The organism is Candidatus Colwellia aromaticivorans, assembly GCF_003333305.1.
Lineage (GTDB): Bacteria > Pseudomonadota > Gammaproteobacteria > Enterobacterales > Alteromonadaceae > Colwellia > Colwellia aromaticivorans.
Map to the genome: position 1 here is coordinate 24835 of NZ_QOLD01000004.1, position 22563 is coordinate 47397.

The window sequence follows — 22563 nt, forward strand, 5'->3', positions numbered from 1 at the left end:
ATATACCTTTTTTAAATGAATATTCGGCGTTCAGTCAAAGTCACTTCTTTTTTGACATTGATCATATTGTCGTTTTTCTTTTGCTTTATAAATATCAGAAATTATCTATAAATAAATCTAAGTACAAAGGATCGAGAAATGTTTAAAAAATCGTTATTAGCTGTTGCATTAGCTAGCGTGTTATTACCTAGCACTTATAGTGTTGCTGAAGATGATGTTGTTCACCAAGGTATTGATGAAATTTTTGAGACTTTGGTTGTTATCGGTAAAACACCACGTAAGGTAGAAGATGTTGTTGGTGCAGTATCGGTTATTAATAGTGAATTAATAGATAAACAATTAGTACATGATATTGCCGATTTACTCCGTTATGAAGTGGGTATTAATGTTGTTAGTTCGGGTAGTCGTTTTGGTAATTCTAGCGTTGCAATCAGAGGTATTTCGGGTAACCGTATAGCGACCGAGATTGATGGTGTACCTGTAGCAGATCAATTTAATATTGGTAGCTATTCTAATTCAGGTAGAAATTATATTGATCCTGATTTGATCAAACAAGTTGAAATACTCCGTGGGCCAGCATCAAGTACCTATGGCAGTGACGCTATTGGTGGCGTGATTTCTTTTATTACCAAAAAACCAACAGATCTGTTAAGCCAAACTGACAATGATTTTTATTTAGGGCTTAAGACAGGTTATTACTCTGTTGACGACAGTAATTCGGTATCAGTGAATACTGCTTTTGGTAATGAGTCATCGAGTTTACTTATTTCTGGCTCTCTTCGTAAAGGCCATGAGTTTGATAGTAATACCTCAAGTGATATAGAAAAAGATGTTCAGGACAATGAAATACAGGCATTTTTAGTCAAATATTTTTATCAAATATCTGATAACCAAGAACTCAGCTTTAGCTATGATTACTTTAAGCGCTCAGCACAAACAGATTTACAATCAATTTTAGGTTTAGGGCGTTTTAAATCAACCTCTTTACTGTTAGGCGATGATGAAACCAAACGAGAAAATTTTGTAGTGAGTTATGATTTTGTGCTTGATGCTCCTTGGTTAGAAGGGGGAGTAATTCGCTATTATGATCAAAATACCGACACCGTGCAATTAACCGATGAACAAAGAGCTGAAACGAGTAGAGGAACGGGTTTAACAAATGGCTTTCATTACGACAGAGATTTTTTCTTTGAACAAAGATTACAAGGATTAAGAGCCAACTTATATACGAATATCGATTCAAGCTTTGCTACACAACACATTGGTTATGGTATTGAGTTTAGTAAGAATAAAACTGAAGAATTACGAAATGGCTTAAAAACAACTATTGCGACAGGTGATTCAACCAATAATATTTTAACAGAAGAATTCCCAGTAAGAGACTTTCCTATTTCAGAAGTTGAAGAGTTAGGTGTCTACATTAATGATGAAATAAGTATTGATGGTACAGCTATTACCATTATTCCAGCGATACGTTACGATAAATATAAATTAACGCCTAAGCCTGACGATATATATTTAGCGGATAACCCTAGCACTACCGTGGTAAATATTAGTGAAGATAGTGTGTCTCCAAAGTTAGGCGTAGTATATCAAGTAAATAGCGATAATAAGCTTTATGTGCAATATGCTAAAGGCTTTAGAGCACCACCATTTGAAGATGCCAATATTGGTTTAGATATTCCCCTGTTCAAAATACGGGCAATACCTAACCCTGATCTAAAATCAGAAACTACCGATGGCTATGAAATTGGTTATAACTATAGTGGTATTAAGCATAAAGTTGATTTAGTGGGTTTCTATAATGATTATCAAGACTTTATTCAAACGAAAGTGAATTTAGGTTTTGATCCAACGGTTGGACGCGTTATTTTCCAATCGCAAAATATAAATCGTGCAGAAATTTATGGGGTTGAATTGAGTTACCAAGGCCACTTTGACAACTTACTAACGGATAGTGATAGCATTACTACCTATGTGAATATGTTTTGGAGTAAAGGTGAGAATAAGGAAACCAATCAACCATTAAATGAAATTGAACCCAATCATGCCCTATTAGGTGTGCAATGGTTATACCCGTTACCAATCAAGATGCATATTTCAGAGTGCTTGAGCTATTTCAATTCAAGGCGCTGTGATGAAATAATGGTTGTTCCATTATAAGTCACAGCAACGATGAAGTGATGTTGCTCAAACGCTTCTTTGATGGGTTTAAAATGACTTTATACGGCGTTAAATAATCAAACCATAGAATGACTATGCTTAACTTATTCTCCTTGCCTAAAGTCATTTTAATTCCCACTGAAATCCTGCACTTTGAATGGTAATGGGTATAAGTGCCAATGAAAGTGTCTCTGTTGAGTTGAATGCAAACATTGTTGACGCTAAATCTGATATTGACGATCCAAATGCGGGAGATCCTGAAACCGAGTTGGCAACAACTAAGGGTTATGCCACATTTGACTTGATTGCTAATTATCACTTTAATGGGCAGCTAACCATAGCAGCAGCGGTCAATAACCTTACTGATCGCCAGTATTGGCGTTGGTCTGATGTGAATGGGTTTGCAGCAAGTGACCCGTTATTAGCAACCTTAGCTGCACCAGGTGTAAATGCCTCGTTGCAACTAAAGTATACTTGGTAAGGTCCCTTCGACCCTTCGACCCTTCGACAAGCTCAGGGCAAGCGGTAAATAGTCAGGGCAAGCGGTAAATAGTCAGGGCAAGCGGTAAATAGTCAGGGCAAGCGGTAAATAGTCAGGGCAAGCGGTAAATAGTCAGGGCAAGCAGTAAATAGTCAGGGCAAGCGGTAAATAGTTAGGGCAAGCGGTAGATAGATTAAGTAGTAGATAGTTAGTTCAGCTCAGACGGTAAATAGTTCCGCTCAGGAGAAACGGGAACTTCTGAGTAGATCTAATCATTCTGAGCAGTTTGGGTCACCCTTCGCACTTCCGTTCATCCTGAGCTTGTCGAAGGGCCATATTCAGCTATTTTATTCCACGTTCGTTAAGGTATTCGCTATATTCTTTATCAGTGCCATTAATATGATTAATTAACCAAACAGTTAAAAATTCGCTAATATCTTTTAAAGCATCGTGACCTTTTTCATTATATAAATCGACAAAACCATTTACTTGAGCAATCATTTCTTGATGCTTGGCTTGATGAGCAACAAAGTCAGGGTAATCATTATCACGCATCATTTTTTCTTCTCGTTTAAAATGATATTTAGTGTAATCAATTAACGCTTCTAGTGCTTCTTTTTCAAACGCTTCACTCATGTCGTGATCATAGGCAACAGTAAATTGATTTAATAACTTGATTAGCTCTTTATGATCTTCATCGATAAAGGCAATACCTACACTGAACTCATCTTTCCACTTAATTTGATTAGACTCGGCTGATTTTTTATAAAAAAGAGGAATAAGCAATAAAGCGCCAATTAATACCCAAGAGACAGGGTTACTGAAACTTGATAAAAAGCCAAGAAATATAATGACAATAATAAGACCTATTGCCATGGCGTAAATAAAAGATTTAGTACGTTTGTTCATTTTACTTCCTTCTGTTATTTCTGCAATAAAGCCCTTACTTTAAATAGGGTTAAATTATTAGGATTGATTCTTAATCAAAGGATATTCTAAGTTTTTTTACTGTAAAGCACAGCGTTAACTTTCGATTTATTGACCTTGATCAACTTGTTTTACTATTAGTTATCATTTTTTAAAAATATTGATCTGCATCACATAAATGTAACTCAAATAAAGAGATAGTTACATTTAGAAACATTTAGTGCCTGTATTTTTTGAAAAGAACAGGTATTAGCAAATAAAGACGAAAATAAAATAATATCTGGAGAGTAACCGATGAGAAATATTAAATACAGTCTTTCAGCACTTGGTTTAGCTATTGGGATGGCAGCTGGCGGTATCAGCATGTCAGTATCAGCAAGCGATAAACCTGAGCTATCTGAAGCTGATTATGAAAAAGCAAAATTACAATACTTCCAGCGTTGTGCTGGTTGTCATGGTACTTTGCGTAAAGGTGCTACAGGCAAAAACTTAGAGCCGAAAAGCACAATGAAAAAAGGTCAGAAGCGTTTAGAGAAAATTATCGCTTTAGGTACTGAAGGCGGCATGAACAATTTTGATGACTTGTTCACTAAGAAAGAAATTGCCAACATGGCAACGTTCATTCAAATGGAACCACCTGTTCCACCAGAAATGTCTATAGAGCAAATGCGTTCACATACTAAAGAATATGTTGCGCCGAAAGATTACCCAACTAAACCAATGCACGGTTTAAACTGGAAAAACTTCTTTGTTGTTATCGAACGTGACGCAGGTACTGCGGCAATCATCGATGGCGATACTAAAAAAATCATCACTCATATCGATACGGGTTACGCAGTACATGTAATCAAAGGTACTGAGCATCATAAAATTGACCATGCAAAAGATGTTGGTCGTTTCTGGTACACCATTGGTCGTGACGGTAAAGTTAACAAAATCGATTTATGGCAAACACCTGATAAAATGTTAGTTGCTGAAACTAAAATGGCTTATGACGCTCGTGATATCGCTGTTTCTGGTGACGGAAAATACGTAATTGCTGGTGGTTACTGGCCTGCGCATTTCGTTATCATGGATGCTGTAACGTTAAACCCACTTAAAGTTGTATCTACTCGTGGTTACAATACTAAAGGTGAATTCATCAATGAAGCACGTGTAGCTGCAATTTACACTTCACCTCTAACGTCTTCATTTATCGTTGCTGTTAAAGAAACGGGTCAAATGTTACAAGTTGATTATACCGACTTAGATAACTTAACGATTACCAGCATTGCTTCTGCAGAATTCTTACATGATGGTTTCTTCGACCCTTCAGGTCGTTACTTCCAAATTGCGGCTAATGCGTCAAACAAAATGGTTGTTGTTGATACAATAGAGCGTAAGTTAGAAGCGATGATCGAAGTTGATGCGCTACCACATCCTGGTCCTGGTGCTAACTGGATTGATAAAGAATGTGGTCCTGTTGGCGGAACAACTCATTTAGGTGTTGGACTAGTTTCTGTTTGGGGTAACGATCCTATGGGTCACCCAGATAAAGCGTGGAAACTTTGTTATGAAGTTGAAACAGATGGTGCTGGTGCATTCATTCGTACACACGAAACTTCACAATATGTTTGGGCTGATCAACTTAAGCATCCTGAGCCAGAAATTCAACAGTCAGTGCAAGTATTTGATAAAGATACTCACGAAATTGTTAAAACTATTCGTGTAACAACTGAGCCAGGTAAAGCGGCTTTACACATGGAATTTAACAACGATGGCTCTGAAGTTTGGGTTTCAGTTTGGAACCGTAAAGATGCTAAAAACCCTACTGGTGAAATTGTAGTTTATGATGCAAAAACTCTTAAAGAGCTATACCGTATCAAAGGCTTAACAACGCCAACAGGTAAGTTTAACGTTCATAACCGTATGAACCATAAAACTTAAGGTAAAAGCTTAAGTGTAAAGTTTAATCATTATTGATTAGCTTTATTTAAAACTAAGGACATGGCTGATGTCATGTCCTTTTTTTGTTTTAAGGATATATAGGCAAACCACTTTACTCGAATCAGGTTATTTAAAGTTGTTTGGGTATATATACCGACATTCTGTTATTGAAATTAACAGATAATTTGATCTAATCATTACGAGTCATTCGTTCGTAGGAATCAGCATGACAAATAACACATTTACAAAACCGAGTTTCTGGTCACGTCGACTAATACTAGGTACTACCGTTTCAGGCGCCGTTATCTTCTTTATTGTTGGTATCGTTTTTTGGGGTGGTTTCAATACGGCAATGGAAGCTACAAACACTACTGAGTTCTGTATTGGTTGTCATGAAATGGAAGCGAACGTTTATCAAGAATATAAGCCAACAATTCACTTTGCCAATCGTACGGGTGTTCGTGCAGGTTGTCCTGACTGCCATGTACCTAAGCCTTGGATACATAAAATTGTTCGTAAAATTCAAGCGTCAAAAGAAGTTTTCTCTTGGTTAACAGGTAAATTAGATACTAAAGAAAAATTCAATGAACATCGCTTTGATCTTGCTCAAAGTGTTTGGAAAGCGATGAAAGATACTGATTCGAGAGAGTGTCGTAACTGTCACAACTTTGAATCCATGAATCCTGAGTTTCAAAAACCACGTGCACGTAAGCAACATTTGAATGCGTTTGAAACAGGGCAAACCTGTATCGATTGTCATAAAGGTATCGCACATCATAATGTACGCGACAAGCTTTCTGATGAAGAATTAGAGAAGCTAGAAGCGCCGAATCCAGAATATATTCGTGAAGTGCCACAAGCTTATCGCGATGGTTTAGCACGTGTTGAAGCGAAAGAAGCTGCAGCTGCTGCAAAAGTCAAAGAAGAAAAAATGGCTGAAAAAGCAAAAACTGAGCAAAAAATAACGGCAGCCGTTGAAGCAGCACTCGCTAATGCTGGTTCTAGCAAAGCGACTAGCAAAGCGTCGAAAGCTGCTGCACCTGTTGCAAGTAATATTAATGTTGATTGGGGCAAAGCAAGCTCAAAAGATATTGGTGTTTTCTACCCAGGTACTGCGTCTATTGAATGGATATTAGGTCGTAGACATGGTGGTAAACGCGCTTTTACTAAAGGTGACCGTTGTATTGAGTGTCATGGTGAAGAGATAGCTGATATTGGTAACAATATAGTTTCAGGTGAAAGTGAGAAGAAACTTGAACCTAATGTTATCCCTGGAAAACGTGGTCATATCGATGTAACTATTGATTCAACTCATGATGCTGAAAATCTATATTTGAGATTTAGTTGGGCTGACGGTGAACATGCTGCTGTTCCATTTGTTGATGGTGGTAAAATGGACCCAGAAAACCCAATGAAATTAGCCTTTATGCTAGCAACTGATGATGTTGAATATGCAGACCGTGCTGGTTGTTGGGGTACGTGTCATGCCGATGCTAACTCTATGCCGTTTGCACCTGATGTTGATACATTGAAGGGCAGTGATTTAGCTAAACGCCTTAACTTCGATACGGGTGTTACTAAGTATGTTAAAGAATCGCGTACTAAATTAGAGCTTAAAGGTCGAGGTGGTAAAGCGCTAGGTGGCTGGGATAAACTCAAAGATCAAAGCGAAATTGATGCTGCACAATCGGCTAATCAATTTATGGATGTTGTTCGCTATAAATCAGGTACTAAAGAAGTAGAAGATGGTCAAATTTTAGCAGAACGCGATATGCATAAAGGCGTAGGCGCAACTGTTGAAGCTTCACTTAAAAATGGTACTTGGTCTGTGATTGTTAAGCGTAAACTGAAATCAGATAAAGCTGGCGATGTTAGCATTGAAGCCGGTAAAGTGTATAACTTTGGTTTCGCTATCCATGACGATTACTCAAGTGCTCGTTATCATCATGTTTCATTTGGTTACAAGCTAGCGCTTGATAATGATGAAGCTGAAGTGAATGCTGTTAAACAGTAACAACGGCTACTCCAGCGGTACTTAAGCTACCCACTATAGCGCCTTGATTTGTTAACTCATATCAAGGCGCTTTTTTTTGCAACCTTGTATGCCTCGTTTTTTTTTCAATATTCTGCAAGCGAAAAACTACCGATTATTTTAGCATCAATGGTTGTATCAGCAATGTTGAATGTTCACTACTTGCTGTACCTACTTTAAGGCTTGGTATAATGCCTATACCCATGATACTTCAAGATGTGCTGAATCCGACATATTGAAGTAACATGGGTATATATCAATACGCTTCAATAATATTCATTAAGCCATGCTTGGCTCGGATCTCATTAGCGTTAGGTAAGTTAATAAGGTTGGGATAGAAATGTTAAGTAATGAAATAAACGGTATTTAATAACTACCGTCGGAATGAAACTCTTCAACAACATAACGGCCTTGATTTATTGCTAATTCAGATTCAGGGGCTAAGCTGCCTAGCTTATATAAAGCAGGCCCTGTTGGCTCTGCTAAGAGGTAGTTAATTCCTTGGAATTCAATACTTACCTCATTAGCTTTCGAAGGAATAGCAATACCAATAAAGGCATGTTGATCAATATATATCATTGCCATATCTATTCTTGGCATTAATGCCCGTAAAATAGTTGCTGTTAATGTCATTTTGCTATCGCAATCACCTTGATTTTCCCACAATAATTTTGCTGGAGGGTTAAAGCCCGCACCTGAAGAGGTAAGGCGAGACTCTAGCGTTGAATAGGGAATACTCTGTACAAAGCTGAGTACAAAATTGGTGACTTTACGAATATTTTCAATTGAGACTCTATCTAAAATTATCGGTTTGAGTACTTTCAAATCAGAAACAGAATCTAATGCAATATTAACATGATCTACTTTTATGCCTGTTTGTTGATCATGCGTGGTAAAACGTTGATAGTAATTTTTCTGAAAATACTTCTTAGTAACTTCTTGTTCTATTATTTTTATTTTTTGATACGCAGCAGCAACTTTTTCTTCATCTAGCCCTTTTACCTGAATAACTGTTTCACCCTGTTGCTGTTTAAAAACTGCGTGGGCGCCTATTAACGGTTGTTGCCTAAGTTGTTTTTTTATTGTGCGTAAAATTGTTTTTTGGGCAAACTCACCTTGATAAGGTTTAAGCATTCTAAAACGTTCAAATAAAGCGGGTTTAGATAAGTTAAAGCTGATGGATTGGCGAACTTTGTCACGATCAAGCCATTGATAACTAAAGTTGTAATTATCCTCTTGTACTTTTTTTGTGAAGCTGAATTGTTTGGCGTGCACAGATGTTATTAGCAATAAAGCCAATGACAGTAAACTTATGAAGAATTTCACCGCAGTTTTGTACAAGTTATCTATACTTTGTTTTAGGGTTTTATTAACACTAACGCAAGTTTTGATAAAACATCAAGTTAAACACAGGTTAATTTGGGCTAATACTTTACTTTTCTTGTTTTTAAGGTATATTCAAACAAGTGTTTTAATTGAGTGTTTCTTTTGCTTGTTTTATCAATGAAGCGAAATAAGTTAATTACAACTTAACAAATAAATTAGGAGTTATTGTGGCTGAATATAAAGTTCCGTTAAAAGATATGAGTTTTTTGCTTTATGAAGTATTTAAAGCAGATGAAATGTGGCAAAAACTACCTAAATTAGCAGAGCAAGTTGATAAAGACACGGCTCAAGCTATTTTACAAGAGTGTGCCAAAATTGCTGAACAAGAACTTGATCTTATTGCTCGCCAAGGTGACGAAATAGGCGTGAGCTTTAAAGATGGTGTAGTTACCACAGCACCTGGTTACAAAGAAGCGTTTAAAACCTATGCTGAAGGTGGTTGGACTGCGCTTGGTGGAGATGTTGATTATGGCGGCATGGGTATGCCAAAAATGTTAACAGCGATGCATGAAGAAATGTTATGCAGCGCCGATATTTCTTTTGCGCTTTACCCAGTGCTTACCGCAGGTGCTGCGTTATCATTAGCCAAACATGGTAGTGAAGAATTAAAAGAGCGCTATTTAACGCGTATGTATGCGGGTGATTGGTCTGCATCTATGTGTTTAACTGAATCACATTCTGGCTCTGATTTGGGTATTATTCGTACAAAAGCAATTCCACAAGATGATGGTAGTTATAGTATTACTGGCAATAAAATATTCATCACCGGTGGTGAACATGATTTGACTGAGAATATTGTTCACTTGGTGTTAGCTAAATTACCTGATGCGCCAGCAGGCCCTCGCGGTATTTCTCTATTTTTAGTGCCTAAATATAATGTTAATGATGATGAATCACTTGGCGAGCATAACAATGTTAGTTGTGGTTCAATTGAGCATAAAATGGGTATTCATGCCTCTGCAACTTGTGTGATGAACTTTGATGATTCTAAAGGTTTCTTAGTTGGTGAGCTAAATAAAGGTTTAGCCTGTATGTTCACCATGATGAATTTTGAACGTATTGGCGTGGGTATTCAGGGATTGGGTGCTGCAGTACGCTCTTATCAAAATGCGCTAGAGTATGCGAAAGACAGATTACAAGGTCGAGCACTTGATAGTAAAATAAATGGGGTTAAAAATCCTACTCAAGAAGCCGACTCTATCATGGTACATGGTGATGTTCGCCGCATGCTTTTAAATATGAAAGCATTGAATGAGGGATCGCGTGCGCTTGCTAGTTATATCTCGATGCAACTTGATTACGCTACTTATGGTGAAGGCGAAGAGCAAGCTAAAGGTGAAGCCTTAGCAGCTTTGATGACACCTATTGCTAAAGCCTTTTTCACTGATTTAGGCTTTGAAAATACGGTTGCGGGTCAACAAGTTTTTGGTGGTCATGGTTACATTCGTGAATGGGGTCAAGAACAATTAGTACGTGATGCCCGAATTACCCAAATTTATGAAGGCACCAATGGTATTCAAGCCATGGATTTATTGATGCGAAAAGTAGCCGGTTCAAAAGGTACTATGTTAAAAGTATTTACTGATGAAGTGAGTACTTTTATCGAAAGCAATAAAGATAATCAAACCATGAATGAATTTATTCTTCCTTTAGCAGAAGCGTTAACGGATTTATCCGAATTAACGTCGGATTTATTATCTAAGTCAGAAAGTGATATCAATGAGTTAGGCGCATCGGCAAATGACTATTTACATGTATTTGGTTATACGGCAATGGCATTTATTTGGGCGAAAATGGCACAGGTTTCTTTGTCACAGCAAGAGAGTAATGGTGAAAGCGGTGCAGACTTCTATCAAAGTAAACTGCACACGGCTCGATACTTCTTTGCCCGATTATTACCGCGTAGACTGTCTTTAATTGCTTCAGCAAAATCTGGCAGTGATTGTTTGTTTGCCATTGATGATGAGTTGTTTTAGATAATTAACTGTTATTTAGTGAATAGTTTTCTAATTAATCCCCGCTGATTCAGGCGGGGTTTTCTTATGCGGAATAATATTTCTCGACTACTCCACCTGCCAAATCAAATATTAGGTAATGAATCGTAATCGCCTATATTAAGAATTATCCTGCATAAATATCAAAAAAGAAATACACAGTGGTGGCAATACTCGCCAAAATAACAAAGCGTCTGACTTGTTTTTGGGGTAATTGGCGTGATACATGCGCGGCAACATAGCCTCCTGCTAAGGTGCCACATAACACAATAGTGCCTTCATACCAGGCAATAACATCATTATAAATAAACAGTGCAATGGCAATCAATGATACCGTCGATGAGACTAATAATTTTAATCCATTCATGGTATTGATATTGGTGTGGCCAGCTAATGCTAAATAGCTGAGTGTAATGATGCCTAGCCCTGCGTTGAAGAAGCCACCATAAGTTGACACCCCCAACAGTACTATTAACAGTAATATCCCGCCGATAGATGATGCATGACGGTGATTAGAGGCTATTTTTTTAAGTCCCGTATTAATCTGCCCGCCAAAAATAAACAATACGGTAGCAAATAGTAGCAACCATGGAATGGCCTCTCGAAATACTGCTTCAGGTGTTTTCAGTAATAGCCAAGCACCTGAAATACCGCCGATTAAGCTAATAATTATGATTGGTATCAGTTCATCTTTATGGTCAGCAATTTCTTTTCGAAAGGCATAAGTACCACTCATATAGCCGGCGCATGATGCAAAAGTATTTGTCGCATTTGCGATAATAGGTGGAATACCAACAAAGATCAGCGCGGGGAATGTAATGAAACTTCCGCCGCCTGCAATTGAGTTAAGCACACCGCCAAAAAAGCCTGCGAAGAAGAGAAATATAAGTTCAAATGACATTATTAACTATAAGCCTGTGAATATGAATGAAGCTAGACATTAGTGGCATCAATAATTAATGACTCATCAATATTAGTCGACGATACGATTTCTTTAGAAAACTCATATTCATCTTTGGCTACTGTTCGGTCAATTGGCAAATTATTAAAATCAAATAATTGTGTATCGGCTAATTGACTCGGACTTACATTTTTTAATGATTTAAAAATATTTTCTATTCTATTAGGAGATATAGTATCCCAGTCTGATAACATGGCTTTAATGTTTTGTCGTTGTAAATTTTCTTGGGAACCACATAAATTACATGGAATTATTGGGTAACCTCTTAATTCTGCAAACTGTATTAAATCTTTCTCTCTGCAATAAGCAAGGGGACGAATTATAGTATTTCGACCATCATCAGACCTTAATTTAGGTGGCATTGATTTTAATCTAGCACCGTGAAACATATTTAGAAATAAGGTTTCGACAATATCATCCATATGGTGGCCTAAAGCAATTTTTGTTGCCCCAATCGATTCTGCGAATGAATATAATGTACCTCTGCGTAATCTTGAGCATAAGCTACAAGTCGTTTTTCCTTCAGGAACCTTTTCTTTAACAATAGAGTAAGTATCTTTGTCTACAACATAATAAGGGATATTGAGAGATTCAAAATAGTCTGGAAGGATATGTTCTGGAAATCCAGGTTGCTTTTGATCAAGATTAACAGCAATTATTTTGAAATTTATTGGTGCAGCCTTTTGTAAAGTTAATAAGATATCTAGCATTGCAAACGAATCTTTGCCGCCACTTATTGCTGCCATTACCACATCTGACTCTTCAATCATTGTGTAATCCGCTATAGCTTTTCCTACTTTCCCTCTGAGCTTTTTCTCAAGTTTATATGCCACAGAAGTTTCTTTTTTAGTAGTAGGTATAGTCATTTTGAAAATATAGACCTTATTAAGGTGATAGTGATATTAATTATGAGCAGTATTATAAAATTGAAAGGGAAGGAATGCTAATCAATTATTAGGAATGTTTTAGTTGGAAGTATGAAAACTGAACGTGTTTGTTTTTTCGATGTTCAGGAATTTTTTTATGTAAAATTACCATAGATAGCAACAACACCTATACTCATGATACTTCAAAATGGCTGAAATGAGTATTTCGAGGTAGCATGAGTATATACCGAATATAGCGGCTATATTCTTTTATGTTGTGACTGATTCAAGTATAATTATCTCGTAATTGATAAGTTGTCGAAAGACAATCGTGAAATTGAATCTAAAATTGGTTTCATTTTTTCTATTGAGAAAGTCTATCAGTGAGTTTCATTAATGTATAAATGAAACAACAAAAGTATCTGCTTTTGCATAACATGACTTTACCCTAGATTAATTTATTATTTTAATTAATTAAAGTAACAATAAAGGTAAACATTATGATTAATAAAAATTTTCTTATCCCATTCTTATTCACCCCTATTATATTTGTCATTTCTGCCTGTGGCGGTAGTGACGATTCAGCAGACCAAGCAAAGTTTTCTTTAGGGATTAGTGATGCACCAGTTGATGATGCTGTTTCAGTATTTATTGAAATAGATGAAATTACTATTGCTGGGCCAGAGACTACCATAATTTCTGAATTTACTAATGAACATAATGAAATTGTAGATACCATTCAAATTAATCTATTAGCCTATCAAGGCACTGACCAACTTAAAATTATTGATGAAGCTCAAGATGTAACTATGGTTCCTGGCACCTATTCAATGGAGTTATTGGTAGTAGATGCTGGCTCATATGTACTGCTTGATAATGATGCTACCGAATATTCGATTAAAGTACCTAGTTCTAGACTACGTTTAGGGGACTTTGAAGTCGCAGCAACCTCAATCCAAGTAGGAAATACGCCCGCTTATACTATTGAATTTAGTTTACGTGAGTCATTAGTGATGCGCGGTAATACACCACCAAAAAATGGTTTTATTATTAAGCCTCATGGCGTTCACATTGTAAGTGAATACGGAACGTTAGAAGGTGAAATTTCCCCTGGTAACACTAACTTAGGTGACTGTATTGTTTATCTATATGAAGGGGAACCAACTATATTAGGTGATAGCTATAATGACGAAAATACAGCACCCTTGGGTGAACCACCGGCAACAGCACCACTTATATCAACAGTGGTATTAGATGGAGCTTACAGCATAGGATTTGTACCTGAAGGCAGTTACACGGTTGCTTTAATGTGTGGCACAGATATTGATAACAACATTCAATATGACGCATTAACTATTCCTTCTCCTGATGGAAATGTAGCAACAGTAGATATTGTTAAAGGTGATGTTAAAACTGTCGATTTTTAAATAAACTTATAGCAACAACTCATAGGCTAGCAGGATAGCTACCAAGCATAAATAAATGCCTGCTAGCCTTAATTAAATTGTAACTGATTCAAACCTACCCACCAGAAGAACAATGTCTTATAGCTGTTACTTAATTATTTGTGTTTAACCACATTATTGATTGAGTTCCACTTACCAGATTTAACTTTATAAGATGAAGCGTATGTGCGCCATGCGAAACCAAATCCTTCAAAAACCAGTTTACTTAAAAGTTTTTTTCGCATTTTCTTAATGCTTTTTGAGATATTGATCTACAAAAGTCCACAAATTCATTAACTTCCTAAAAATCTTTTCTCAGCCCTTAATTTTACTGGGTTTTTGACCAGTACTTATACTGATGTTTTTACCGAACTTTGCTTGACATAACTTTGCTTTAGTCACTAAACTGTATAAATGTGGTAAAAAGTGGGTAATTGTGGATCTTGAAGGATTTTTAAGATGATTTTTTAACAATTACGGCAAAATATTAAACAAAAGCAACGTTGATATAAGTAAATATTATGTTTAGAGGCGCTAGCGCAATTACGCTTGATAGCAAAAACAGAATCACGATACCTACTAAGTATCGCGAGGAGCTATTTGCCGATTGCCAAGGAAAGATGATCTGCACGGTTGATATTCAACACGCGTGCTTATTACTTTACCCTTTGCCTGAATGGGAAGAAATCGAATTAAAGCTTTGCAGCTTATCAAGTATGAATCCACAAGAACGACTATTACAGCAAGTTTTACTGGGAAATGCTACTGATTGTGACATGGATAAAAATGGTCGCTTACTACTCAATGGGCCGTTAAGACAACATGCGGGATTAGAAAAATCTGTGATGTTAGTAGGGCAATTGAAAAAATTTGAAATTTGGAGTGAGTCAGCATGGCAGGCCCAAATGCAGCAAGGTATTAGTAAAATACAATCAGGTGAAATTGAATTAACAGACCGTTTACTGGATTTATCTCTATAAAAGTATTTGTAGGCAATTTTAGCCATACATTTTAGCATTAAACAGACGATTATATTAAAAAGGTTATAAAAAAAACAATATGGAATCAGATAAAACACACATTTCTGTTTTATTAGCTGAGGCGATAGATGGTTTAGACATCGATCCCAGTGGATGCTATATCGATTGTACTTTCGGTCGTGGCGGTCACTCGTCGTTGATCCTTTCCAAGTTATCAGAACAAGGGCGATTAATTGCTATTGATCGTGATCCTTCAGCTATTACAGCGGCTGAAAAATTCCAAGATGATAAACGTTTTCTTATTGAACACCAAGGGTTTGCCAATTTAGCCGATATAGCCGAAAAACATAACTTAGTCGGCAAAGTGAACGGTATTTTATTAGATTTAGGCGTGTCTTCACCTCAATTAGACGAGGCTGAACGTGGCTTTAGCTTTATGAAAGATGGTCCGTTAGATATGCGTATGGATACGAGTCGTGGCCAAACAGCAGAGCAGTGGTTAGCGGTTGCTGATGTTGAAGATATTACCTGGGTATTGAGAAACTTTGGTGAGGAAAAACACGCTTGGCGTATTGCCAATGCTATTGTTGATGCGCGCGTTGAAACACCTTTTACCCGCACTAGCCAGTTAGCTAAATTGATAAAAACTACAGCACCACAGCGTGAAATTAAAAAGCATCCGGCAACCCGTAGTTTTCAAGCCATTCGTATGTACATCAACAGCGAACTTGAGCAAATTGAAAAAGTCTTAGCTGCTTCTTTATCTGTGTTAGCTGAAGACGGCCGTTTAGTAGTAATTAGTTTTCATTCACTTGAAGATCGTTTAGTTAAGCAATTTATGAAAAAGCACTCACAAGGTAAAAAAGTACCTCGTGGTTTGATGATTACAGAAGAAGAGTTAAATAAAGGCAAAAAACTGGAATTAATAGGTCGTAAGTTGAAGCCGAGTAAAAGTGAAGTGGAAATCAATGTCCGCTCGCGCAGCTCAGTATTACGTATTGCTAAACGTTTACCGCATATAGACGAGTAATTGTGTCAAATCACAGAGCGACGCAACGTAAACCCGTGTTAACGCTAGATATTTGGCAAGATATTTTACAACATTTTGTTAGTTACATTTTATTAGCTTTGGTGGTGATATCAGCATTTTCAGTGATTTATTACACTCATGTAAACCGACAAACTACCAGTGAATTAGAGCTTTTATTCACCCAGCGAGATGAGTTAGATATTGAGTGGCGTAATTTATTGTTAGAGCAAAACTCTTTAGCAGAGCACAGCGCAATAGAAAGTAATGCGACAAAATTGTTAAACATGAAACGGCCAGATGCTAAATCAGAAATAATTATAACGTTAGAGTAGCAGTTAGGTTAATTAGTTTTCAACCAAGTAACTAAAGTACGGACAACATGAGTTAAATGAGCAAAAAAGTGAGCGTAAGCGTGAGCAAAAAAGCAAGCAATCGCAGCAGTCAACCAACCACCACAGCATGGCGTTATTACGTAGTGTTAGGTATTGTTGCATTGATTTATGCTGGATTACTGGCGCGCAGTGCTTATATTCAAATAATTGAACCTGATATGCTGAAAAAGCAAGGGGATATGCGCTCAATGCGGATTGCTGCCAATACGGTGCAGCGTGGCTCTATTATTGATAGGAATGGTGATGAACTTGCCATTAGTGTACCGGTAGAAACCGTGTGGGCTGATCCAAAAATCATTATGGATAATAATGCCCTTGCGATGAGTGAACATTGGCAAGCACTGGCTGATGTTTTAGGTCAAAACGTCAATGAATTAACGACTCGTGTTGTACGCCACCCCACAAAACGCTTTGTTTATTTAGAGCGAAAAATATCCCCTGCCATGGCAAATTATATTCGTGAGTTGAAAATCCCTGGCATTCATCTTCGTAAAGAATCAAAACGTTTTTATCCAACGGGTGAAATAAGTGCTCATATTGTTGGTTTTACCAATGTTGATGATAAAGGAATTGAAGGGGTTGAACGAGTATATGACCAACAACTTACCGGTATAGGTGGTAGCAAGCGTTTTAGAAAAGATGCTAAAGGTCGTAAAATTGAAATCTTATCCGTTGAAGCTGCGCATGAAGCAAAAAATATTACACTGACAATTGATCAACGTATCCAAGCGATTGCTTACAAAGAATTAAAAGGTGCTGTACAAGCATTTAAAGCGACTTCTGGCTCGGTAGTTGTGGCAGATATTCATACGGGTGAAATATTAGCGATGGCGAATAGCCCATCTTATAACCCTAATAATCGTCGTAATACAGCCATTCACCGCTTCCGCAATCGAGCTATTACCGATATTTACGAGCCTGGTTCAACCATGAAGCCTCTTACTGCGTTAACCGCATTAGAGTTTGGCTCAGCTAAAATTAATACGATTATTGATACTAGCCCTGGTTGGATGCGCTTAGGTGGCCGACGCGTTAATGACCCGATTAATCGTGGTAAATTATCAATTGAAGAAATTTTAGTCACCTCATCGAATATGGGAACTACTAAACTGGCCTTGTCAGTGCCAAAAAACTTTTTGCTTGATAAGTTTTTTGATGCAGGATTTGCCGATGATACCGGTACAGGTTTGGTTGGTGAAAGCTCCGGTATGATGCATGACAGACCACGATGGTCAAAATTTGAGCTGGCAACGTTATCATGGGGTTATGGTTTAGCAATAACACCAATGCAACTAGCGCGTTTTTACGCGACGTTAGCCAACGGTGGCGTTAAGCGTGAACTGTCTATTGTTAAAGCTGAACAAGAAAATGAAGGTGTACGCATTTTTTCAAAAGCGAATGCTAATGCTGTGATGGTAATGCTAGAAAAAGTTGTTGATGAGCATGTACAAAAAGCGAAAGTCGCTGGCTATCGCGTTGGTGGTAAAACGGGTACTTCTTTTAAGGCAGTAGCAGGCGGTTATGGTAATGATTATGTAGGATTATTTGCAGGTGTTGCCCCAATTTCTGATCCTAAAGTTGTGGTGGTTGTGGTTATTAATGATCCCGGTGGCGATCTTTACCATGGTGGAGAAGTTGCTGCGCCAGTCTTTTCTCGCGTAATGAAAGGAGCACTACGGGTCTTAAATGTTGCGCCTGATGCTAATGAAAAGTTAGCGCAGAGTAATACATTAAGAAAAACGATTGATGAGTTACGCATAAGTGAACCGGAGGCTAATGATGTCTAAGCCCTCACCTCAATTTATGGTACAACTGCTACATGATTTTGCCATCAAGTTACCGAATGATTTTACCCAAGCTAACCTACTGGGTGACTTAACTAATGACACTCGACAGCTTAATTCAGGTGATGTTTTTTGTGCCATCATTGGTCATGTTGTCGATGGTCGAAAATATATTACTGGCGCTATCAACAAAGGGGCTAGTTTAGTTTTAGCTGAATGCTTAGATGAAAGTGAGCATGGCAATATTGTTTTTCAACAAGATGTTGCTGTTGTGAGTTTTTACCAATTAAATAAAGAATTATTTACCCTTGCCAGTGCTTATTATCAAACACCTCAAGCAAAAATGACCATGATAGGTATTACCGGCACTAATGGTAAAACGAGTACTAGCCAGTTACTTGGACAAATACTAACAAGTTGTCAAAAGCCTTGTGCAATTATCGGTACTAATGGCGCAGGGTTGGTGAATGATTTACAAACCATAGAAAATACTACGCCAAGTGCCACTGATTTAGTGCAATTATTCAACCAATTCAATAAACAAAAAATAACGCACCTTGCCATGGAAGTTTCTTCACATGCGCTTGAGCAAGGTCGCGTTAACGGTAATGCCTTTGATATAGCCGTTTTTACCAATTTAAGCCGAGATCATTTAGATTATCACGGCAGTATGGCTGATTATGCCGCGGCAAAAAGACAGTTATTCATTCATAACGATAAGCAAGTTGCCGTGTTAAATGGTGATGATCAACAAGTTGAAATGTGGCTTGCAACATGGCCAGATAATCAAAAAAATCTGTGGCTATACGGGCGTAGTGATTTAGTTAGCAACTCAAGCCAGTTTGTTAGCTGTTATAACATTGAGCACCATAGCCAGGGTGTTGATTTTATTTTAAATACGCATCTAGGCAATATTGAAATTCAAAGTCCATTATTGGGTGATTTTAATATTGATAACTTGTTAGCGGTGATTGCGGTGTTATTGATTGAAGGACTTTCCTTAGACAATATCGCGCAAAAAATCACTAGTGTTAAGGCTATTGCAGGTCGTATGGAAGCCTTTTCGGTAGAATCATCCATATCAACATCATCAACAGTGCCAACAGCGGTAGTAGATTATGCCCATACCCCTGACGCTTTAGATAAAGCGTTACTGGCTTGTCGTCAACATTGTCATGGTAGTTTATACGTAGTTTTTGGTTGTGGTGGGGAGCGAGATAAAGGCAAGCGAGTGCTAATGGCGCAAGCAGCAGAAAAGCATGCAGATTACTTGGTAATCACTAATGATAACCCGCGCTCTGAAACGCCCATGAGTATCATCAATGATATTTTAGTAGGCTTAACGCCACAGGCACAATACAAAGTTATTGTTGATAGAGAACAGGCCGTATTGGCAACCTTGAGCGAAGCTAACAGTGATGATGTGGTGTTGTTAGCAGGCAAAGGGCATGAAGATTATATTATTTTAGGTAAAGATAAAGTTGGCTACAACGAACGACAAGTTGTGATGAACTTTTTTAAGCAAGTTAACGCTAACCCTACGTTTAAATCAGTAGGTACTCAATTATGATTACACTAGATTTAGCCACGTTAGCAATAGTAACCAATGGTCAGTTACTTTGTCATGAATCACTTAAATCAGTCACTATCGAAAATTTGATAACTGATTCACGTGCGCTAAAGTTGCAAGAAAAGAGCAAAGATGCCTTTTTAGCGCTAAAAGGCCCTAACTTTGACGGGCATCGCTTTGCTCAACAAGTTGTTGATAAAGGGTGTCAGGTGTTAATTGTTGATCATCAAATTGACGGTTTAAACACTGAAACGGTCGCTCAAATAATTGTTGATGATACGCGTATTGCTTTGGGTAAAATAGCGGCTTATGTGAAGCAGCAAGTAGCCCCTAAAACTATTGGTATTACGGGGAGTAGCGGTAAAACTACCGTAAAAGAAATGTTAGCAGCCATTTTATCTCGGTTAGGTAAAGTATTAGCAACTAATGGAAATTTTAATAACGATATAGGTGTGCCCTTAACGTTATTACGCTTAACACATGATGATGATTTTGCGGTAATAGAAATGGGCGCGAATCATATTGGTGAAATTGCGTATACAACAGAATTAGTTAAACCCGATGTTGCCATGATCAACAATATAGCCGCAGCACATTTAGAAGGTTTTGGTGATTTATGTGGCGTTGCTCGTGCTAAGGGTGAAATATTTTCCGGTTTAGCTGCTGACGGTATTGCGCTTTATAACCAAGACACAAAATACACCAGTAAATGGCAATGGCGCTTAACGGACAAACAAGTTCGTACATTTTCTTGTGCTAACTCTAGGTATACCGATGCCCCTGTTAACGCCGATATTTATAGCAATAACGTCTGTTTAGATGACAATGGCTGTGCCAGTTTTGATTTACAAGCATCTCTTGGTCAATGTTCAATAAAACTTAACGTGCCGGGTAAGCATAATGTTTGTAATGCTGTCGCTGCGGCTGCTGCCGCCATTGAATGCGGTGCAAGTTTACAGGATATCCGCTTAGGTCTAGCTGATATGGCGCCAGTAAAAGGGCGATTGAATATCCATCACTTAACAAGCAAAAATTCAGTCAAAGAAATAAAGCTAATTGATGATACTTATAATGCGAATGTGGAGTCGATTAAAGCGGCAATTTCTTTGTTAGCTAATTATTCAGGCCAACAGGTTTTAATTTTGGGTGATATGGCTGAACTTGGCAGTGAAGCACGTAGTTACCATCAAGAAGTGGGGGAGTTTGCCAAAGAACAGGGTATTAATGTTCTCCTTACCCTCGGTGTATTAAGTCAAAATACTAGTGATGCTTTCGCTCACCAAAATGAAGCCATGAGTAAACACTTTAGTGAACGTGCTGACTTATCAGCATACTTATTTTCACTGCTCACACAAAACAAGAAAAATCAGGAATCGAATATCAATATTTTAGTAAAAGGCTCACGTAGCGCTCATATGGAAAATGTCGTTGAAGAGATAATTAGTTGGCATGAGAACCGTTGTCAAAACAGCGTTTGCCATGCATCTGAGGACAATTCTTAATGTTACATTGGCTAGCCGAATATTTAACCCAATACTATAGTGCGTTTAATGTATTTTCGTACTTAACTCTTCGTGCAATTGTTAGCACGTTAACCGCGTTATTTATTTCTCTTTTCTTTGGTCCTAAATTAATTCGTTATTTACAAAAAATGCAAATAGGGCAAACAATTCGCAGTGATGGCCCTGAAAGTCATTTATCAAAATCGGGTACGCCAACGATGGGCGGTATTTTAATTTTAGCCGGCATTGTTTTTAGCGTATTACTGTGGGCTGATTTAAGTAATGTCTATGTTTGGGTTGTGTTGTTTGTTGTAGTAAGTTTTGGCGCAATTGGCTTTGTTGATGATTACCGTAAAGTGATACGAAAAGACTCAAATGGCTTAATCGCCAAATGGAAATATTTCTGGCAAACCGTAGTAGGTTTAGCCACAGCAATATTTTTATATCAAATATCACACCCAGAACAAACCTTTTTACTTATACCATTTATTAAAGATGTTATGCCACAACTGGGCATTTTTTATATTGTGCTGACCTATTTTGTCATTGTTGGTACTAGCAATGCGGTTAATTTAACGGATGGTTTAGATGGTTTAGCCATAGTGCCAACTATCATGGTTGCTGGCGCTTTTGCGTTGTTCGCCTATGTTACCGGTCACGTTAATTTTTCTAGTTATTTAAATATTCCTTATATCGCCATGACCTCAGAGTTAGTGGTGGTTTGTACTGCCATTGTTGGTGCAGGTCTGGGCTTCTTATGGTTTAACACGTACCCAGCACAAGTTTTTATGGGAGATGTTGGTTCCTTAGCTTTAGGCGCAGCATTAGGAGTAATTGCTGTTTTAGTGAGACAAGAATTAGTGCTTTTTATTATGGGCGGCGTTTTCGTGATGGAAACGGTCTCGGTAATTTTGCAAGTTGGCTCATATAAATTACGCGGTCAGCGAATTTTTCGTATGGCGCCAATTCATCACCATTACGAATTAAAAGGTTGGCCTGAACCACGAGTGATTGTGCGCTTTTGGATCATATCATTAATTTTAGTCTTGATTGGATTAGCAACGTTGAAACTGAGATAAAAGCGAGTAGCGAGTAACTAGTTACGAGTTGCGAAAACAAAGTGT

17 protein-coding genes and 1 pseudogene are annotated in these 22563 nt (G+C 37.7%); 14 read left to right on the forward strand and 4 right to left on the reverse strand.

What is annotated here, in order from left to right:
• Nucleotides 1–138: 138 nt before the first annotated feature.
• Together DWA31_RS00615 and DWA31_RS00620 are read left to right on the forward strand one after the other, a co-directional pair.
• Complete coding sequence (locus DWA31_RS00615; protein WP_114324749.1) at nt 139–2163, forward strand: TonB-dependent hemoglobin/transferrin/lactoferrin family receptor; 2025 nt, start codon at nt 139–141, stop codon at nt 2161–2163.
• A gap of 163 nt (nt 2164–2326) precedes the next feature.
• A complete protein-coding gene (locus DWA31_RS00620) occupies nt 2327–2644 on the forward strand; it encodes a TonB-dependent receptor (protein ID WP_168427255.1) in 318 nt (105 codons plus the stop codon).
• Between the two features lie 342 nt (nt 2645–2986).
• On the opposite strand, the gene DWA31_RS00625 is transcribed toward DWA31_RS00620, so the two are convergent.
• Nucleotides 2987–3553 carry a bacteriohemerythrin gene (locus DWA31_RS00625; RefSeq protein ID WP_114324751.1) on the reverse strand — a complete coding sequence of 189 codons (567 nt, stop codon included), beginning with the start codon at nt 3551–3553 and terminating at the stop codon, nt 2987–2989.
• A 312-nt stretch (nt 3554–3865) separates the two neighbouring features.
• Between DWA31_RS00625 and DWA31_RS00630 the strand changes: the two genes are divergently transcribed.
• Together DWA31_RS00630 and DWA31_RS00635 are read left to right on the forward strand one after the other, a co-directional pair.
• Nucleotides 3866–5497, forward strand: a complete 1632-nt coding sequence (locus DWA31_RS00630) for a cytochrome D1 domain-containing protein (protein ID WP_114324752.1) — start codon at nt 3866–3868, stop codon at nt 5495–5497.
• Nucleotides 5498–5723: 226 nt separating this feature from the next.
• Entirely contained in the window at nt 5724–7511 is a 1788-nt protein-coding gene (locus DWA31_RS00635; RefSeq protein ID WP_114324753.1) for a NapC/NirT family cytochrome c, read from the forward strand.
• Nucleotides 7512–7895: 384 nt separating this feature from the next.
• Here DWA31_RS00635 and DWA31_RS00640 read toward each other — a convergent pair whose 3' ends face one another.
• The gene (locus tag DWA31_RS00640) at nt 7896–8828 is read right to left on the reverse strand and encodes a hypothetical protein (protein WP_245942413.1); all 933 of its coding nucleotides are present in this window, start codon (nt 8826–8828) and stop codon (nt 7896–7898) included.
• 254 nt (nt 8829–9082) lie between these two features.
• On the opposite strand from DWA31_RS00640, the gene DWA31_RS00645 reads away from it, so the two are divergent.
• Nucleotides 9083–10891 (forward strand): acyl-CoA dehydrogenase C-terminal domain-containing protein, encoded by a 1809-nt coding sequence (locus DWA31_RS00645; RefSeq protein WP_114324754.1) that lies wholly within the window; start codon nt 9083–9085, stop codon nt 10889–10891.
• A gap of 145 nt (nt 10892–11036) precedes the next feature.
• Here DWA31_RS00645 and DWA31_RS00650 read toward each other — a convergent pair whose 3' ends face one another.
• Complete coding sequence (locus tag DWA31_RS00650; RefSeq protein WP_114324755.1) at nt 11037–11810, reverse strand: sulfite exporter TauE/SafE family protein; 774 nt, start codon at nt 11808–11810, stop codon at nt 11037–11039.
• A gap of 32 nt (nt 11811–11842) precedes the next feature.
• The gene (ttcA, locus tag DWA31_RS00655) at nt 11843–12736 is read right to left on the reverse strand and encodes a tRNA 2-thiocytidine(32) synthetase TtcA (RefSeq protein ID WP_114324756.1); all 894 of its coding nucleotides are present in this window, start codon (nt 12734–12736) and stop codon (nt 11843–11845) included.
• Between the two features lie 500 nt (nt 12737–13236).
• Here ttcA and DWA31_RS00660 point away from each other — a divergent pair, with 500 nt between their 5' ends.
• The 9 genes and pseudogenes from DWA31_RS00660 to mraY all read left to right on the forward strand — a co-directional run bounded on the left by DWA31_RS00660 (nt 13237) and on the right by mraY (nt 22518).
• A complete protein-coding gene (locus tag DWA31_RS00660; RefSeq protein ID WP_114324757.1) occupies nt 13237–14163 on the forward strand; it encodes a DUF4382 domain-containing protein in 927 nt (308 codons plus the stop codon).
• Between the two features lie 421 nt (nt 14164–14584).
• Nucleotides 14585–14644 (forward strand): annotated as a pseudogene (locus DWA31_RS17805) (KxYKxGKxW signal peptide domain-containing protein); the annotation flags it as partial.
• A gap of 58 nt (nt 14645–14702) precedes the next feature.
• Entirely contained in the window at nt 14703–15161 is a 459-nt protein-coding gene (gene mraZ / locus DWA31_RS00670) for a division/cell wall cluster transcriptional repressor MraZ (RefSeq protein ID WP_114324758.1), read from the forward strand.
• Between the two features lie 79 nt (nt 15162–15240).
• On the forward strand, nt 15241–16191 hold the full coding sequence (rsmH, locus tag DWA31_RS00675; RefSeq protein WP_114324759.1) for a 16S rRNA (cytosine(1402)-N(4))-methyltransferase RsmH: 951 nt from the start codon (nt 15241–15243) through the stop codon (nt 16189–16191).
• Nucleotides 16192–16193: 2 nt separating this feature from the next.
• A complete protein-coding gene (gene ftsL / locus DWA31_RS00680) occupies nt 16194–16523 on the forward strand; it encodes a cell division protein FtsL (RefSeq protein ID WP_245942414.1) in 330 nt (109 codons plus the stop codon).
• Nucleotides 16524–16579: 56 nt separating this feature from the next.
• On the forward strand, nt 16580–18370 hold the full coding sequence (locus DWA31_RS00685) for a penicillin-binding transpeptidase domain-containing protein (protein WP_114324760.1): 1791 nt from the start codon (nt 16580–16582) through the stop codon (nt 18368–18370).
• Nucleotides 18360–19937, forward strand: a complete 1578-nt coding sequence (locus tag DWA31_RS00690; RefSeq protein WP_245942415.1) for a UDP-N-acetylmuramoyl-L-alanyl-D-glutamate--2,6-diaminopimelate ligase — start codon at nt 18360–18362, stop codon at nt 19935–19937. The genes DWA31_RS00685 and DWA31_RS00690 overlap by 11 nt, the downstream gene beginning before the upstream one ends.
• Nucleotides 19934–21439, forward strand: a complete 1506-nt coding sequence (locus DWA31_RS00695; RefSeq protein WP_114324762.1) for a UDP-N-acetylmuramoyl-tripeptide--D-alanyl-D-alanine ligase — start codon at nt 19934–19936, stop codon at nt 21437–21439. Before DWA31_RS00690 ends, DWA31_RS00695 begins: the two co-directional genes overlap by 4 nt.
• On the forward strand, nt 21439–22518 hold the full coding sequence (mraY, locus tag DWA31_RS00700; protein ID WP_114324763.1) for a phospho-N-acetylmuramoyl-pentapeptide-transferase: 1080 nt from the start codon (nt 21439–21441) through the stop codon (nt 22516–22518). The genes DWA31_RS00695 and mraY overlap by 1 nt, the downstream gene beginning before the upstream one ends.
• Nucleotides 22519–22563: the final 45 nt, after the last annotated feature.